Annotated in this window: 10 protein-coding genes and 3 pseudogenes; 6 read left to right on the forward strand and 7 right to left on the reverse strand. The window is 59.3% G+C overall.

Features of this window, described 5'->3' with window-relative positions; genetic code table 11:
• The first annotated feature begins 94 nt into the window (after positions 1-94).
• From E5720_RS16320 to E5720_RS16335, 4 genes are read left to right on the forward strand one after another with little or no spacing between them, the layout of a single operon-like run.
• A complete protein-coding gene (locus E5720_RS16320; RefSeq protein WP_136171516.1) occupies positions 95-406 on the forward strand; it encodes a hypothetical protein in 312 nt (103 codons plus the stop codon).
• Positions 403-2,961, forward strand: coding sequence for a hypothetical protein (locus E5720_RS16325; protein WP_136171517.1), 2,559 nt, complete (start codon positions 403-405; stop codon positions 2,959-2,961). The genes E5720_RS16320 and E5720_RS16325 overlap by 4 nt, the downstream gene beginning before the upstream one ends.
• Complete coding sequence (locus E5720_RS16330; RefSeq protein ID WP_136171518.1) at positions 2,958-3,773, forward strand: hypothetical protein; 816 nt, start codon at positions 2,958-2,960, stop codon at positions 3,771-3,773. Before E5720_RS16325 ends, E5720_RS16330 begins: the two co-directional genes overlap by 4 nt.
• Before the next feature lie 43 nt (positions 3,774-3,816).
• A complete protein-coding gene (locus E5720_RS16335) occupies positions 3,817-4,305 on the forward strand; it encodes a YbaB/EbfC family nucleoid-associated protein (protein WP_168708365.1) in 489 nt (162 codons plus the stop codon).
• Positions 4,306-5,090: 785 nt separating this feature from the next.
• Here E5720_RS16335 and E5720_RS22075 read toward each other — a convergent pair.
• The 7 genes and pseudogenes from E5720_RS22075 to E5720_RS16365 all read right to left on the reverse strand — a co-directional run bounded on the left by E5720_RS22075 (position 5,091) and on the right by E5720_RS16365 (position 12,322).
• Positions 5,091-5,870 (reverse strand): hypothetical protein, encoded by a 780-nt coding sequence (locus E5720_RS22075; RefSeq protein WP_247596000.1) that lies wholly within the window; start codon positions 5,868-5,870, stop codon positions 5,091-5,093.
• A 210-nt stretch (positions 5,871-6,080) separates the two neighbouring features.
• Positions 6,081-7,478, reverse strand: coding sequence for an IS1380 family transposase (locus tag E5720_RS16345; protein WP_136169214.1), 1,398 nt, complete (start codon positions 7,476-7,478; stop codon positions 6,081-6,083).
• Between the two features lie 366 nt (positions 7,479-7,844).
• A pseudogene (locus tag E5720_RS16350) lies at positions 7,845-8,763 on the reverse strand (IS3 family transposase); the annotation flags it as partial.
• A 192-nt stretch (positions 8,764-8,955) separates the two neighbouring features.
• Positions 8,956-9,651, reverse strand: a complete 696-nt coding sequence (locus tag E5720_RS22080; RefSeq protein ID WP_247596343.1) for an IS30 family transposase — start codon at positions 9,649-9,651, stop codon at positions 8,956-8,958.
• A 33-nt stretch (positions 9,652-9,684) separates the two neighbouring features.
• A pseudogene (locus tag E5720_RS22085) lies at positions 9,685-9,909 on the reverse strand (IS30 family transposase); the annotation flags it as partial.
• A gap of 74 nt (positions 9,910-9,983) precedes the next feature.
• A pseudogene (locus E5720_RS22090) lies at positions 9,984-10,247 on the reverse strand (transposase); the annotation flags it as partial.
• Positions 10,248-10,483: 236 nt separating this feature from the next.
• The gene (locus E5720_RS16365) at positions 10,484-12,322 is read right to left on the reverse strand and encodes a hypothetical protein (RefSeq protein WP_136171521.1); all 1,839 of its coding nucleotides are present in this window, start codon (positions 12,320-12,322) and stop codon (positions 10,484-10,486) included.
• A gap of 705 nt (positions 12,323-13,027) precedes the next feature.
• On the opposite strand from E5720_RS16365, the gene E5720_RS16375 reads away from it, so the two are divergent.
• A complete protein-coding gene (locus E5720_RS16375) occupies positions 13,028-13,648 on the forward strand; it encodes a hypothetical protein (RefSeq protein WP_136172755.1) in 621 nt (206 codons plus the stop codon).
• A gap of 107 nt (positions 13,649-13,755) precedes the next feature.
• Entirely contained in the window at positions 13,756-14,901 is a 1,146-nt protein-coding gene (locus tag E5720_RS16380) for a DUF6361 family protein (RefSeq protein WP_136171522.1), read from the forward strand.
• Positions 14,902-14,981 lie beyond the last annotated feature (80 nt).

Genomic DNA, 14,981 nt, shown 5'->3' on the forward strand with positions numbered 1-14,981 from the left:
GCTGCCTTGGGAAAGCCATCGCCGGGGCAATTTCGTCGAACTCTGGCGAATGTGGCGGCCACACCGTGAAGTAACTCTTGGGGGAGAGAATCTGTTGGGGGAATTGCTGGGAGCGGATCTCGATGAGATCAGGTCGCTGGGGGCACAGCTGAGTGCCAAGGCGAACACGGTCGCGGACATCGCGGGGCCTGCCAAGGTAAGCGTTGGAGCGGTGGTGATGCCCGATGCGGGTATCGGCGATCTTCTGGTGCGGATAGTGACGACGTTGGAGACCACTGTGGCCAAACACCGCAGCGCTGTGCAGGCTCTGGCTGATGGGGCGACCTCGTCCGCGGCCACTTACGAAGCGGTCGAGGAAGCGTTCAGTAGACAGCTCGGCTCGTTCACCGAAGGACTCGGACAGTGACGATGCCGACGATCCCTCAGGTCGAATCGTGGAAACCGCTGACGTTGGTCACGGCAGGAGAGGCGATGAAGTCGGCGGGGATCGCTCTAACGGATTGCCTGGCGGAAGTGGACCTCGCAGTCGACAAGAGTGCGAGTACTTGGCGAGGGGATGCTAGCGCGGCCGCGTCGATGCGTGCGGTATCGGAAGTTCTCACTGCGTCGGAGTCGAAACGCGCCACGGACATCGTCGGGGACGCTCTGATCAGCCAGGGGCAGACGATCGACGCGTCCCGTTCGGTGATAGTCAACACCCGGGACGCGGCAGTCGATCGCCACGGCATGTCTGTGGGACCTGGTGGAACTGTCTCCAGCCCAACAGTTCCCGGTACCGACGGTGACGTCCTCCGCCTAGTGCTGCAGGGCCGACTCGACCGGCAAGCAGCAGACTTCCAGGTCAGCCTGAAAGAGAATTTGGCTTACTGTGGATCTGCTCTGACAGCATTGAAATCGGCGGTGGACGGCGGTCTGGCCGACCTCGAACAACACGGTGGGCCCGGCGGTACCAGCCTCGGTTCGGTAGAGCTGTCGGGCGAAGACGGCAAGGAGATCGGCACCCAGATCCGAGACGCCGTCGACGACGGTGAGCCGATCCCCGCGGACGTACTCGCGGAACTCATCGAAGACCTGCGTGCCACAGGTGTGGAGCCTGCGCAGCTTGAGGCATACCTCAACGGTGATACGGCAACGATCCCGGCGAGCACCCAGCAATATTTGAAAGAGTTTTATAACACCGCCGGCGTCGACGGCTTCACGGCCGCAAGCCAACAGCTGCAATCGCAAGGTCCGGCGGGGCAACAGGCGGCAGCCTCACTCGCCAATGGCGTCCTGGTGTTGTCCAACGAGAAGGTCGGCACCGGACGCGATGCCGACGGCAATCTGACGGGTGCAGGTAGTTACGAAAACTTGCCGCAGGACATACGCGACCTCATTTCGACTCGTCCAAGTCGCGGTATCGACGGCCTGGACAGCAACGCGATGACGTATCCCGATGACGGTCCGATCGTGGACGACCAGAAGAACTTCGTCGAGGGCCAGAGGAAACTGTTCGACGCCATGGCGTTGGCAGAAGCGGGCAATGAGCCCGGGACGAAGCTGTCGACCGAACTGATTCGGCAGGGCATGCACACTGCGGCGATCGATGCCCATGGCGGAGCCCTGCCCTTCAGCAACGATCCCGTAGACAATCCTGGTCACGCGGAAACCCTCGAGAAGGCGATCGAGCTTGGTTCCCGTAATACGGACGGCGTGCACGCGATTCTCACCGGCGAAGGAGGACCGGATATCCTCGGATCCGGATACCACGCTGACACTGCTGTGATGCCGTTGCTGCAGCGCGACGACGGAACGGCCATGGCATCTCTCACGGATTGGATTCCGCGCGAGGCACACTCGACCGCGCCCGAAGGGACACCGGAATACGAGAATTCGGTGCGCGCTGGGTCCGCCGCCCGAGGCTTGGCAGAGATTCTGGCCAGTACCGAATCATCCGATGGAACGAACAATTACACGACACTTTTATCCGGTGAAGGGAAGATCGGGGAGGGGACTGCAGGACAGGTCGCCGAAGCCCTTGCCCCCTTCGTCGGCGACATGACCGGTATGACCAGCGACGTCACCCAAACCAACGGATTCGGTGAGTTCGGCGGCAGCAAGGATTACATTGGCGGACCCGTCGAGCCGCTTCGTATTTTCAGCATCCTCGACACCGATGATCAGGCCAGTCAGATCATCAACGGCACTGCGCTGGCCGAGAGTCAGCGGATGGATCGACTATTCGCGACAACCGGATACAGCGATCTCGGAGATCAGGCCTACCGGTTGCAGTGGCTCGTCGATCACGGTCTCAGTACGGAAATGGACCAGCGCGTGCAAGACGGGCTCGACAAGCAGGAAGCCGCCGAAGCACGGAACTCGAAGTTCACCGCGGCGTGGACCGCTGGGCAAATAGTTGCCGGTGGAATGGGTCCGGGAGGGATTGCCGTCGCAGCTGGTTCCGAGTTCCTGAAGCCCTATGTGTTGTCTGTGGACGACCTCGCTGCTCCAGCTGCCCGGGAAATCACTCTTGACGCAACGCAATTCGAGTTCGATTCGAGCGGCGACTCGTACTCGGCAAGTACTTGGGGCAGCGAAGATTTCAGGACGCTAAATATTCTGGATGCGCTTGTCAATAATGGCGGGATCGACATCAATGACGTACCAGATGTGTACAAGAGCGACGGCGGTGCGTCGTTACTTCCGTACTCCGAAGCAGAAAGGGCGTATCTTGGCGAGGACGCGCCGAAGGTGCGCTACGAACAATCCCAAGTCGTTTTGAAATTGATCAACGGTGCCGGAATCACGCATCTTGACGAATACGTCAGTACTGCTACAGGTGATGGACAGCGATACCCTCTCGCGACAGCGATTCGCCCCGTGGGAAATAATCCGACCAGCGGAGAAATTTTGGATTGGTTGGCAAGTGATGAAGCATCCCGAAGCTTGAACAACAAATGGCCAACGAGGATTTACGGATGAGGGTACTTAAATGGCCCCGGATGTTCGTCGCCGTTCTGGCGATGACGCTCACCGTTGTCACAGCGTGCGATTCTGCCGTTGATGACCGCCTGGCCCTAGAAACAACTTCGGTACCGCGTTGGCCCGCCACCGATTTCTACGAAGTGCCAGATCAACTGCGTGACGCCACGATGGTCTGGTCTGCTGAACCCGGAATCGACCTCTTGTCTGCCGAGGGGACCTTGGTTCGCGCATCTGAAGAGTCGTTTGCTATCGGGCTGATGATCGGTCTCGATTACACCTATCTCGGTTTCGCGGACAACTCGAACAGTCGGGGCGGCGGCGGGTTGTTCGGGGGGTTCGAGGATGACACAGGAGAAGGCCCATTCGCCGGGACGATTCACGGTCATATTCAGCAAATTATCCCGACTGAAGTCGGTTTCGACGTATTGTCTTGCGTGCTCGCCGTCGGCCTGGACAAACTCGTGGATGGCCGGTTCGTTCCGTCGCGCATTACTGAGGGTGATGGAGGAGAGCAACGATCGAGGTTCATCCGTACCGGCGTCCTCAAATCGGGACCCTCGTCTTCACCGTCGGTACCAGCGTCCGATCGTCCGAACTGGCAGGCACCGACCGGCAACGAATTCAGGGGTTGGGAAATAGACGGTTTCGTCGATATCGACCCGATCACTTCAGGAACTGGTCGATGCGTCCCTTGGGCGCGGTCGCTATATCCGGATGCGCCAACCGTCATCCCTCGCGATGCGTACGCCAGGGACACTCCACCCCCGGTGCAGCCGGCCTACCCAGGATGGCCGGACGGTAGCAATTGACCACGCCCCGAATGACTTACGTGATTCCTAGGAGACAATCGTTGTGACCCGCGAAGAACTTGGTGCCAAAGTTCGACGACTTCAACAGGCGGTTGCCGAAGTCCATGGAAAAACGCAACTCGACGGTGTCAACGTTCGGACAGACGCCAACGGTCGACTCACCGAACTCTCAATCGCTCACGACGCGTGGTCACGCGGGCCCGAAGCGCTGGCCGACCTGATTGCGCGCGCCTACCGACAGGCCGCCGACGATGTCCGTCAACGCTCGACAGCGATCATGGCTGAACTTCGCGACGACCCGATCGTTGCTCGTATCGCAGACGCGACCATCGGCAACAGTCCAGCGGCCGACACCCACGCTGATCAAAGACCCGCGCCTGTGACACGGGGATCGCTATCTGGCGAGTTGTGTCAGCCTGACTTGGCCAGCCTGGAATATCAAAGTTTGACAGGGCACTCTTCCGGCCACCGCATGATTGATGAGCGGGACGATGTTGACGGGTACTTCGGGCGTAAGTCGTGGTTGGAATAGTTTCAGTGCTAGCAGCGAGGTAGCCCTTCCTTGCTGGCGGAGTCGAAACCGTCAGGACTTTTGAGCACGACGCAGAGTTGAAGACCTGGATCTCGACTTGTTCTATTCGAGATGTCGAACGACTGGATGCCGTTTCTAGCGTTCGTGTCTCTCATTCTTCGGATCATGTACCTGACTCTTCGCGGTACAGGAATGGCGAGAGGATTTCCAACATTACGACGATGGAACACCTCTGATCTAGTGACTGGGCAATGGAGAGGACTTGAACCGTGGAAGCCGTGGGGCGTTTCCCACGACATTGCTATCGGTCTAATAAATAGCGGGTTCGGACCCTGGTGAGATCGTTCGATTCTATGAACTGCGCCAGGTTTTGAGTTGTGTCTCGCTCGGCGACCATCGCCGCCACCGAAGGTGCTTTTTTCAGTGGTGCTTCGACGAGCTCGACGGCGAGAGCTACCACCGCTCGGAGCGAGAAGCCAATACTTTCCAGTGTGATGGTACTACATGTCGGAACTCGTCCAATGGCTCGAGCTATCCAGATCTTGCCGCAACGGTCAAGCCCCAGTGGGCATTACGTCCAGTCGCAGTTTCTCCTGCTCCACCGATAGCTGCTACAGGCCCGACGGATCGGTCGTCTTTGGTGCCGATAGGTGTGGTATTGCGTGCGGCGAGCCGCCAACATCGGGCGATAGCAGACCCAGTCTGGCTGCGAGGCTGGTTACATCATCGATCCCAACCTGTGCGGTAACTGACCGCCGTTTGCTGCGTCCTCTGAGGTGACCACCTCAGAACAAGGTCGGATACTCGGGCAGCAGTTCGTCGGCGTAGCGGTAGTTGCAACCGAGTTCGCTGGCCATCTTGGCTCCCTGGTTGTCGCGGAACCAGGTTGCGCACGTTTCCGCGGCCAGGCGGCGATCTCTGGTGAACATGTAACCGTCGGTGCAGTCATCGAAGTGCTCCTGGAGGTACCACTTGTCGAGGGTGACGCTGGCAGTCGAGTAGTCGGCCAACATGAGATGGCCCAGTTCGGTGCGTGAGCGGCGAACCATGTACACGTCGTCGGCCATGACCTGCAGCTGAGCACACGGGACGTCGTCGGGATCGTCCTCGTTCTGAACGTAGTCGTTCGGACCGAGGTCGATAATCAACGCGACGGGCTGGTCGGCGAGCGACTCGACGAGCCATTCGATTGTGTAGACCCACTTGTCGATCTCGATGCGCGTGCCAGTCGGGGTGATGAATGCTTCGAGGATCGCGCCGCCTTCAATGGGTGCCGCCCATCCGGCTGCGGACGGGCCCAGCCCGAGGAGGTTGAAGTCTTCCTTATCGTTGCACCACAAAGTTTTCGGCGAGAATTGACCGATATGGGTGTCACCCCGGTGGGCGATCTCCACCGCCCATCCGGAGTAGTCGTGGTCGTGGTCGGCAATCACGGCATAGCGGTCTGCATTGACTGTCGAGGCGAATTGCCAACGTGGGCAGACAGACTTTGGTGCCGGAGGCTGCGATCGAGATGACCGGCCCCCGAGGTTACGCGCAGCATCGTTGTCGTTGAGAGCGGGCAACGGGTCTCCTTGTGCTTTAGATCGATTCGACAGCGCCACTGTATCGGCGGGGTACGACAGCATTTAGCCTCGATCCACCGACTGAGGTGATGCATTGTGGTCGGTGACTGAATTGTGGGGTCGGGGTCTTCTGGGCGTGTGTCGTCCGCTGGTCTACCCAGCGTTTCCACGATTGTCGTTGTTCGGGCCGAGTCGGCGTGTCGGTCAGGATCAGGCAGTCGAAGGTGGACTGAACCCAATGATGTTGCGCCATAGTTGAAGCCATGCGTCGAGCCATGGCCACTTTCGCGGCAGGTGCAGCGTGGGTGCGCGCTGCGGCCGCACGAAACGCGCGGGAATGTTGACGATCTTCCGCCGTAGCGTCATTCCGCGGGCCTTCGCGTGCCGCCCGCCTGCCACGGTTCCGGCAGCGCGCAGTAGGTTGTGCGCGATCGCTGCGCACTGCACCCACGCGGAGTTCGCGCCGAACGATCCCGAGGGCATGTGCGCGAGCGGTCCGTCGATCAGATCCGAGAACACGGTTTCGATGATCGCGTGTGCCCGGTGAACGACATCGGCGGTCGTCGTCGGCAGGGTGCTGTTGGTGAAAAACGGGTGATACCGCCACACCGGGAACAGTGCATCGCGGTAGCGGGCGTCTTTGACCCGCCGGACGATCAACCGTGCGGTGACAGGATGAGCGGTGGAAGAGAAAGCGGTGAAAGCTGTTTCAGCGACCTCTGCGTCGGAGATCCAGCCACCGGTATCGGGGTCGCGGACCGCGCCCGGATATCGCACGGCCGTCCACGCATCGTCGGTGATGGAATCGATGGCTCGTTGGACGAGGCGGTTCTTGATCAGGACGAACGAGAACTCGACGGAGGCGTTGACGCAGGCACGTACGACACGGCTGTTGCCGTAGGCGGAGTCGCCGCGGACCATGATCTTTCCCGTCGCGCCGGCCATCCGGGCGGTGGCGATGGCGTGGGCGACCATCCGAGCGGCTCCGGTACCGGACCCTGCTTTGCCTGCTCGCAGCCGCATGCCGGTGATCACCGGAGCCGAGTCGGCGGTACTGATGATCGTCGCGAGCGGTGAAAGTCCTTTGCGGAGGATCTGCTTGCCCGCGATTTTGGAGTGACCGTAGGAGGCACCTTGTTTGGCGTGACCGTAGACCGGGCGCAGGAGCGAGTCGATGTCGACGAATGCGCGGTCCGCGATGCCGGGCAGGATCTCGGTGCGGTGAGCGAGAGCAACGAGGTGTTCGCGCAGGACCGATTCGAGTTGCCGATTGTGGCCGAACGTGAACTCGCGCAACAATGTTCCGACGGTAGAGGGTGCGTAGACGGAGTCGAAGAGGTGTTTCGTACCGCCGGACCGGAGGAGGTCGATGTCGTCGATACTGTCAGCACCCGCGCACATCGCCGCGATCAACGTCGTCAACTTCGGTGCCAGATTTGCGGTACCCGATGTGATCTTCGGGGCGGTGATCGACACCTTGTCCGCCAGCAGTTTGGTCAATCCGGTCTGGTCGGCAAGGGCCATGATCGGCAGCAGTCCCGCGCAGGACACGAGGTGATCGTCGTCGAACTTCGCGGAATCAGGGTGGAAGGTGTGGGATGATCGCACTGGAAGTGTCCTGTTGGTCTGGTCCGATTTTTTGTGTGAGAACTCAAATCATTCCAGGTCGGAGGGCACTTTCTTCAGTTCGACACCCCACTACCTCCCAGATTCATCGGTGGATCGAGGTTTAGGATGCGCTCCGGAGGTTGTCCCCAGCAGGGTGGTCTCAGCGTGTCGTCGTGATCGACGAGCATGGCTAGCAGTCTTCGGCAGGGATACTTCGATCAACGTGCGCGACCTCGGTAGTTCAGCCAGTTGCTCTCGGACCCTCTACGAAAACGATTAGGCGGTAGATTTTGTCCGACCGCACTTAACCGATGGCCAGTCGGTATGATCTGCCGCGGGGATTTCGGACACTGGAGATGGTTAATTTCAGGCCGCGTTGACGTGCTGCCGGTAACTGTAATGGACATCGTTCGGAGCGCGGTAGTCGAGTGCTGAATGCCTCCGTCGGGGATTGTAGAAACCCTCGATATAGCGGATGACATCATGTCGCGCTTGGGATTTCGTGGCGTAGACGGTGCGGTATACGCACTCGTTCTTCAGTGCAGCGAAGAAACTTTCGGCCATACTGTTGTCCCAACATTGACCGGTCCGCCCCATCGAGGACCTCATCATCAAACCGGTCACCAGGGCCCGGTAGATATGAGAGGTATAGACGCTGCCACGATCGGAGTGAAAAAATCGCTCCCGGCTCGATCAGACTGGTCGCAGCAGCATTGTTGAGTGCGGCCGCGACGAGCTCGGTGCGCATGTGATCGGCGATCGACCAGCCCACGACTTTCCGGGAGAAGCAGTCGATCACCGTGGCCAAGTACACGAACCCCTGCCAGGTATGAATGTAAGTAATGTCGCCGACGAACTTGGCCCCTGGCCGATCGGCAGTGAAATCCCGCTTGACCAGGTCCGGCACCGAGTCGTCGTCACCGGATTCGGTGGTGGTCCGAAACGGACGCGGCTGACACGGGACGAGTTCGTGTTCACGCATGATCGAGCGGACCAACTCCGCGGAACATTCGACGCCGACGGCGCGTAGGTCGGCATGGATACGCCGATACCCGTAGGTACCGTGCGCCGCGTCGAAAAACACACGAATTTGCCCTGCCAGAGCATCTCGACGTTTCGATGTTGCCGACTGCGGCCGGCTGCGCCAGTGATAGAAGCCTGAGGTCGACACCTCGAGCCAACGGCAACGATCGACGACAGGTACGTTCGCGGAGTCGCCGGGGACATAGGAATCGATGAACTCGTACTTCGCCACTACCGTGGCTCCCGCGCGAAGTACGAGGCCTTAAATTCAACCTGTCAACGCAACAAGCTCCCCGGCAAGGCACTCTGCGGGTGACCTGAATCCAAGGCACTTTCGTGGACGGTTGTTCAGTTTGGCTGCAATGGAATTGAGGTCTTGCTGAGTCAAATCTCCTAAGTATGTTCCCTTCGGAAGATATTGGCGCAAGAGCTTATTGGTGTTCTCGTTCGTTCCTCACTGCCAGGGACTGCGCGGTGCAGCGAAGAACATCTCGATGCCTGTCGCGGCGGTAAGCAGCTTGTGGCCGGCAAGTTCCATCCCTCGGTCCCAGGTCAAACTCCGGCACATCACCGGATTCATCCGTGCATACTCCCTGACCAGCGCAGGGACAACTGACGTCGTGTGCCGGGTTGGTGTCTGCACAATGGTCAGATAGCGGTACTTGCGATCGACCAGGGTCGCTACCTGACTGTTTCTCGAACCAATGACCAAGTCGCCTTCCAAGTGGCCGCTGACGCTGCGGTTCTGCGCATCGGCGGGCCGGTCCTCGATGGGTCGTGCATCGACGATTTGGGAGCGCCACTGCCCTTTGACAATGTGCCGCTTGTTCTTTCGGATCGGTCGACGGGTCCGAAGTTTCTTGCACAGCTTCTGCGGAATGACGCCCCAGCGTGTGGTGTAGATCGAGCGATAGATCGTCTCGTGACTGATCGTCAGCTCAGTTTCATTCGCATGGCGCAGTCTCAGATGCCCGACGATCTGCTCTGGCGACCACTCGTCGTCGAGCATCGACACGACCTTGTCGCGCAGTACCGGATTCCGTTTCAGCAAGCACAGTTTGGGTCGCTTCGCCTGCACGCCAGCACGGTCCTGCGCAGCGGCGGCACGATAGCTGCCACGCCCGCCATTTCTGTTGATTTCACGGCTCACCGTCGAGGGCGCACGGTCGAGTGCAGAGGCGATCGATCGAACTGTGTCACCTGTGACAATTGCCCGTGAGATAGCCTCACGCTCAACAAGAGTCAATGAACCAGCCCGCGCTGTGGACTCCGCCGGCGCGATACCGCCGTGATACTTCAGTACCGTGAAGACAGATCCCGGCGGCTTGCGTAGTCCGCGGGATATGACGCTGATCGATTCGCCGGATCGCCACCGCCTCCACAACTCCACCTTCTCCTTATCCGACATTCCCGGCCGGCCGATCTTCGACACCCACACCCTCCTTCAACTGCATTGTTGCGCTGACCCTTTGATTCTAAGGCTGCTTTTTTCAAAAACGCTGCCTCGGAACGAAGTTCACGAACTTCTCGTTCGAGTTGGTTCAGTCGTGCTCGTTCGGTCAGAGTGAGTTCACTGTCCACACTGCCGCCGTGGGTGTCGCGATACTTCGCCAGCCACCGGCGCAGGCTGTCGTCGCCGACCCCGTACACCTTGGCGACTTCACTGATCGGCTTGGACAACTCGATCACCTCACGGCACAGTTCATCCTTGAACTCGGCCGAGAACGATCGCCGTGATCTGCTCATGCTGGTCGGACTCATTTCAGTAGATCCCAATTCTAAGCGGGTCCACTGTCCGAAATCCCTGGGCCGATCACCCATCGCCGCGGTCGCTTGACAACAAGCGGCATGGGATGTCTGACACGCAGGGGTGCGACGAAACCTAGGGGTTGGTCCATTCGGCTTCTCTACGGATACTCGGAGACGCGGAGAAGCGGAGAAGCGCTAGCGCGCAGCTTGAGAGACCATCGTGCTAGTAGACGCTAGCTGCTGCGTTGCCTTTCGGCTGAAGTCTCGATCGCCCTCGCCTCTTCCTCGAGGAGACGGTCCGTCTCGGATTCGGCTGCTACCAGGGCTTTCGGACCCAAACCCTTATCGAGCATGAACGCGAGCAGTCGTGTGACCGTGTACTGCCCGACGCGCAGAGTTTCCAACGCCGACGACTTGGGGTCGCTGTAGACCGACAACCTGTTGATTCGTGCCGAGAGTTGTGTTTCCAGGTCGGTGATCTGGTACCAGAGTGTTTCATCGTAGGGAAGGTCGAGGCGCTTGCGAGCATGTTCCACGGCTACCCGAAGAACTAGTGTGTTGGAATCACTGACAGGTTGAGCAGCTCCGCCGCTCGCTGTTGCTGCGGTCGTTGCTACGGCCGCACCGGTGCCCGCAAGTCCGCCGAGCATTGCGAGACCGCCGACCATCCCACCTGGCCCCAGGGCTGCGAGTCCGCCGGTCAAAGCGGCTGCACCGAAGACACCGGCAGGCGCCGCAACCAGCAGTCCAACAGGCCCAGCTGCAACGATCGCTACTCCAGCCGCTGCGGTGAGCACACGACCCCACGGAACGCCACCTTTGCGGCTGACGTAGTTCTGAACGTCTTCTATCGCGACGCCAATTTTGGTTCCGGTGGAGCGTTGAAAGCCCAGTTCGACAGTCATATCTGCGAGTGCGTCCTTGGGCGCGCGGTCGACGTTGATCTCGTATGGCTCGATCAAGTTGGTCATCGCGAGTACGACGAGCTCGCTGACGGCTTCGTGCAGTTCCCAGCGATGTGGAAGGCGGGGGAGCGTCCCCTGTGCAAGCTCGAATAGTTCGGGCGCGATCGCGATGTTCGACGCCATGGCTGCCGACTCGATCTGCGTCACCACTTCGTCTTGCTGAGCGCCTAGCGCGTCGGCGTACCGTGCTGCTGAGTTCTTGTCTTTGATGTGTCGCTGCACAGCTCGGCCGAAGTGAAGTGACAACAAGACCGTGGCTTCGCTGTCACCCAACCTGACTGCTATCCCGGATTCGCGCAGGGCAACGGTCTTGGTCGGGTACAGAACGTCCGCAATCACGCCGGATATCGAGGCGTTTCCTAGATAGGTGTCTGCGCCATGCTGTCCGCCGATATCGATCGCGAAATCTTGGGCACCGGGGAACGTCGATGCGAGGCCGCGGCCACCAGTCACGACGTCGCGAACGTCGAAGAAGTTAGTCCAGTCGTCCACACGCTCATATGGAAATTTTTTCAGGAGCCGATCGCTGTTCTCATGCAATGGACGGGAACTCGCCGGACTGCCGATGGTTACGAATCTGCGGACATGAAGACCATCGTGGAGATTGTCGAGAAGATCTATTGCGATGACGCTACCCAAGCTATGGCCGATGAGGAGGATGTCCCCAGACGTGGGCAAGTAGTCAAGAATGTGTTGCAGTATGGCTCCCCGTGTTGCCTCGCTCTGCATGTAGCGCTTCACCTGGGGGAGGTCGTACCAGGGGATCGCGTTGATTGCCGCCTGCTGCAGCACGGACAGCGGCCCTTCCGGAATGCGATTGAATCCGAACGACCGGACTCCGGGTTCGAGCACGAGCTTTCGCTGTACCTTTGCCTGTCGCCTTTCGAATCCACGACGGCCGCTGGCGTCGTCCTTTGGCTTGTAGGTGACGGGAGGAATCTTCGCTGAAATACCCGACGTGTTCAGCAGTGACCGATAGCGAGGCGCGATAACTCTGTCGGGGTCGACTGACGGGTGTCCGGCCTGCACGAGTCCTCGGTTAAGACCGTCCAGCCATCCCATTTTGGGGTCTCCGTCACCGATGCCGTGCATGTATACGATTCTCATCTACGGTGCCTTCCGGCTTTGCTCACACAGCTTCTGACCTAGGTGGTCTGTTGTGACACTGTGCACCATCGTTCCGACACCCAGAACCGCGGCATGTCCTGACTGGCGAGTTCGTTCATTCGATCGATCGAACGAACGCTGTAAACCGCCAGTTCACGAAGCTCCTATGTAGCTTTTTCTTGGCTAGCGAAACATATATCCGATTCGACCGATACATTGACGAGGGATTAAGTCATCGTCACCACGCGCGTCGAATTTGCAGTTGGCATTGGGCTAGTCCAGAACCCACGGGGCGCGTGAAGCGCCTGATGCAGCTCCTCCATGAGATCGTAGAGTCGCGTACCAGTCCGGTTTTGCAGTTCAGCAGCACACGCAGTTTAAACGGCTCCCGTGATGACAGTGTCAACCAAGTGGACATGCTGGTAGTTCACAGCGCAACCGACGATGCATGAGGTCGCCTCTGTCCTGCGTAGTCTGGCGGTCCTCGACGAGCGTGAGGTTGCGACCGTCATCGATCGCTACGACGCGACGGAGACGGCCCGAAGACGAACCCGCAAATTTCCGCTCAGCTCGGTGTCTCGACAGGGCGAGTTAGTCAGCTCGAGAAGGATGCAATAAGCAAGCTTAGTGCACGTGAAAGGGACATCCACAGTGGTTTCGGATTCTGAAGTCGGCTCCCGTGATAAGCCGAGTACGTCAAAAGTTATGGCGCTGTTCGATAAAGCGCTGCTGGCGTCGAATAAATTGGTCGATGTGCGTGTGGAGCGTCTTTACGACCGGCACCCAAATGCCACGGCTGACCAGCTGGTGAAGAAGCTCGAGACTACCTTCCTGTCGTCGGTGACAGCGGCTGGCGCTGCGACAGGTGGAGCCGCCGCCGTTCCAGGCGCGGGTACTGCAGCAGCTCTGGCTATGACAGCCGGCGATGTGTCGTGGTTCATGACCGCGGCAGCCGGTCACATCCTCTCGGTGCTGAAGGTTCACGGGGTAGTCATCACTGATCTCGAGCATCAGAAGGCAATCGTGTTGACGGTGTTAGCAGGTGGGGGAGGATCGACGTTCGCGGGCAAGGCTGCAAGCCGAACTGGATCCCATCTGGGCGCTCTGCTTACGAAGAACGTCCCGATGACTACGATCCGGTCGATCAACCGTGTGCTCGGGGTCAATTTCGTCACCAAATATGGCACACGCCAAGGGATTCTGGTGCTTGGCCGCGCCGCCCCGTTCGGTATCGGAGCTGCTATCGGTGCCGGCGGCAACCTTTTCTTCGGCCAGGGAATCGTGAAAGCTACGAGAAAAGCAGCTGATGTTGCGCGCACGCTGTAGGAGTGCACTGTGGCTTGGATCGATTCGATTGCTTGTCGTCCGACCCCATCTCAGTCGTCCATCTGGCACGATCGGTAGCTCAACTAAGTTTACGAAGAGGAGTGTTCGTGTCGGAGATCGCTTGGCTTGACACCTCACCTGATGAGGAACGCCGAATGCGGGAGCTGGTCAAGCTGTTTTCCGACTCGGGAACGCTCGATGACATCGGGATCGGTCAGGTACGAGACACTCTGGCCGACCAGCTTTTTCCAGCGACATCAACTGTGCACACACGCGCGAAGTACTTTCTCTTCGTCCCGTGGATTTATGCGGAGGCGGCACGAAAGCACTCCGGAACTGCCGTAAGGACCAAGGCTCGGGACGCGGAGCGCAAGCTAATCGAGGTCATGCGAAAGTCCGGTCACACCGAAGGACTGATCGGCCGCGTTGCCGGTGTCAGCGTGAATACGCTGCCCTCCAACCTCTACTGGGCGGCGCTGAAAAGACTGGGTATACGGGTCGACAACCAGCTGACGAGTTCATGGAACATCAGCATTGATGCGCCGCAGGGCTTTCCCTCGCACTTCGAAGACGGCTTCTCACTGTCTCATGCCGAGGCGAGTTGGTTGCAAGAACGAATCTTGATGTCGGCACCGACCTCTTACCTGGCGCATTTGGTTCGAGATGGCTTGGATGTCGATATCGCAGCGGTTGAGAGGCCGTGGGATCATCCTGCGCTGCAGATCGCCTCCGAGGAGATCAGATCTCTTGTCGAGCATGCCAGGCTGTTTTCTCTGGCCATCCACGGAGCTGGCCTGCTCTACAATTTGCTTCTTGCGGAGAAATACGCCGCGGTCATGACGGCCAGTGGGGCTTCCTACGCCGACGACTACCGTGAGGAATTGAAGTCATGGTCGGCCGAGCTTGCTGACAATTCGCAAGAAATTCTGAATTGGAATGTGGTCGACTTCTGGAAGACCGTCAACAGCTCGAGAACCACACCGATTCCGCTCGGAACCCGCATGTTCGTGGATGCGTGGCTCACGGCCGTACGTTCGGGCGATGCTACCGACCCTGCAGCTTCCAGAGAATTGTGCCGACTGGTGGCGGATCGTGAGCGGGCGAACAAGGGCGAGCAGTCGCGCTTGAACAACGATCGATTGCTGAAGCAATGGTCGGGTTCTTCCGGGGCAAGCCGTCTGGCATACCGCTGGTTCAACGTGCGCACTTTGGTGGGCGATATCAAGGAAGGTCTCAATAGTGCTGCCTCCTGACAGCAGGATCACGCTCCTCGAGCGACTTATACCACCGGAGGGGCATGTTGTCTCCCATGTCGTCGGTACCACCTTCACGC

It is taken from the genome of Rhodococcus sp. PAMC28707 (assembly GCF_004795915.1).
In the GTDB taxonomy this organism is placed as follows: domain Bacteria; phylum Actinomycetota; class Actinomycetes; order Mycobacteriales; family Mycobacteriaceae; genus Rhodococcoides.

What these genes read in the sequence shown, in the direction of transcription:
- E5720_RS16375 (WP_136172755.1), top strand. Translation starts at nt 13,028, where the DNA reads ATGGCGCTGTTCGATAAAGCGCTGCTGGCGTCGAATAAATTGGTCGAT.
- E5720_RS16365 (WP_136171521.1), bottom strand. Translation starts at nt 12,322, where the DNA reads ATGAGAATCGTATACATGCACGGCATCGGTGACGGAGACCCCAAAATG.
- E5720_RS16330 (WP_136171518.1), top strand. Translation starts at nt 2,958, where the DNA reads ATGAGGGTACTTAAATGGCCCCGGATGTTCGTCGCCGTTCTGGCGATG.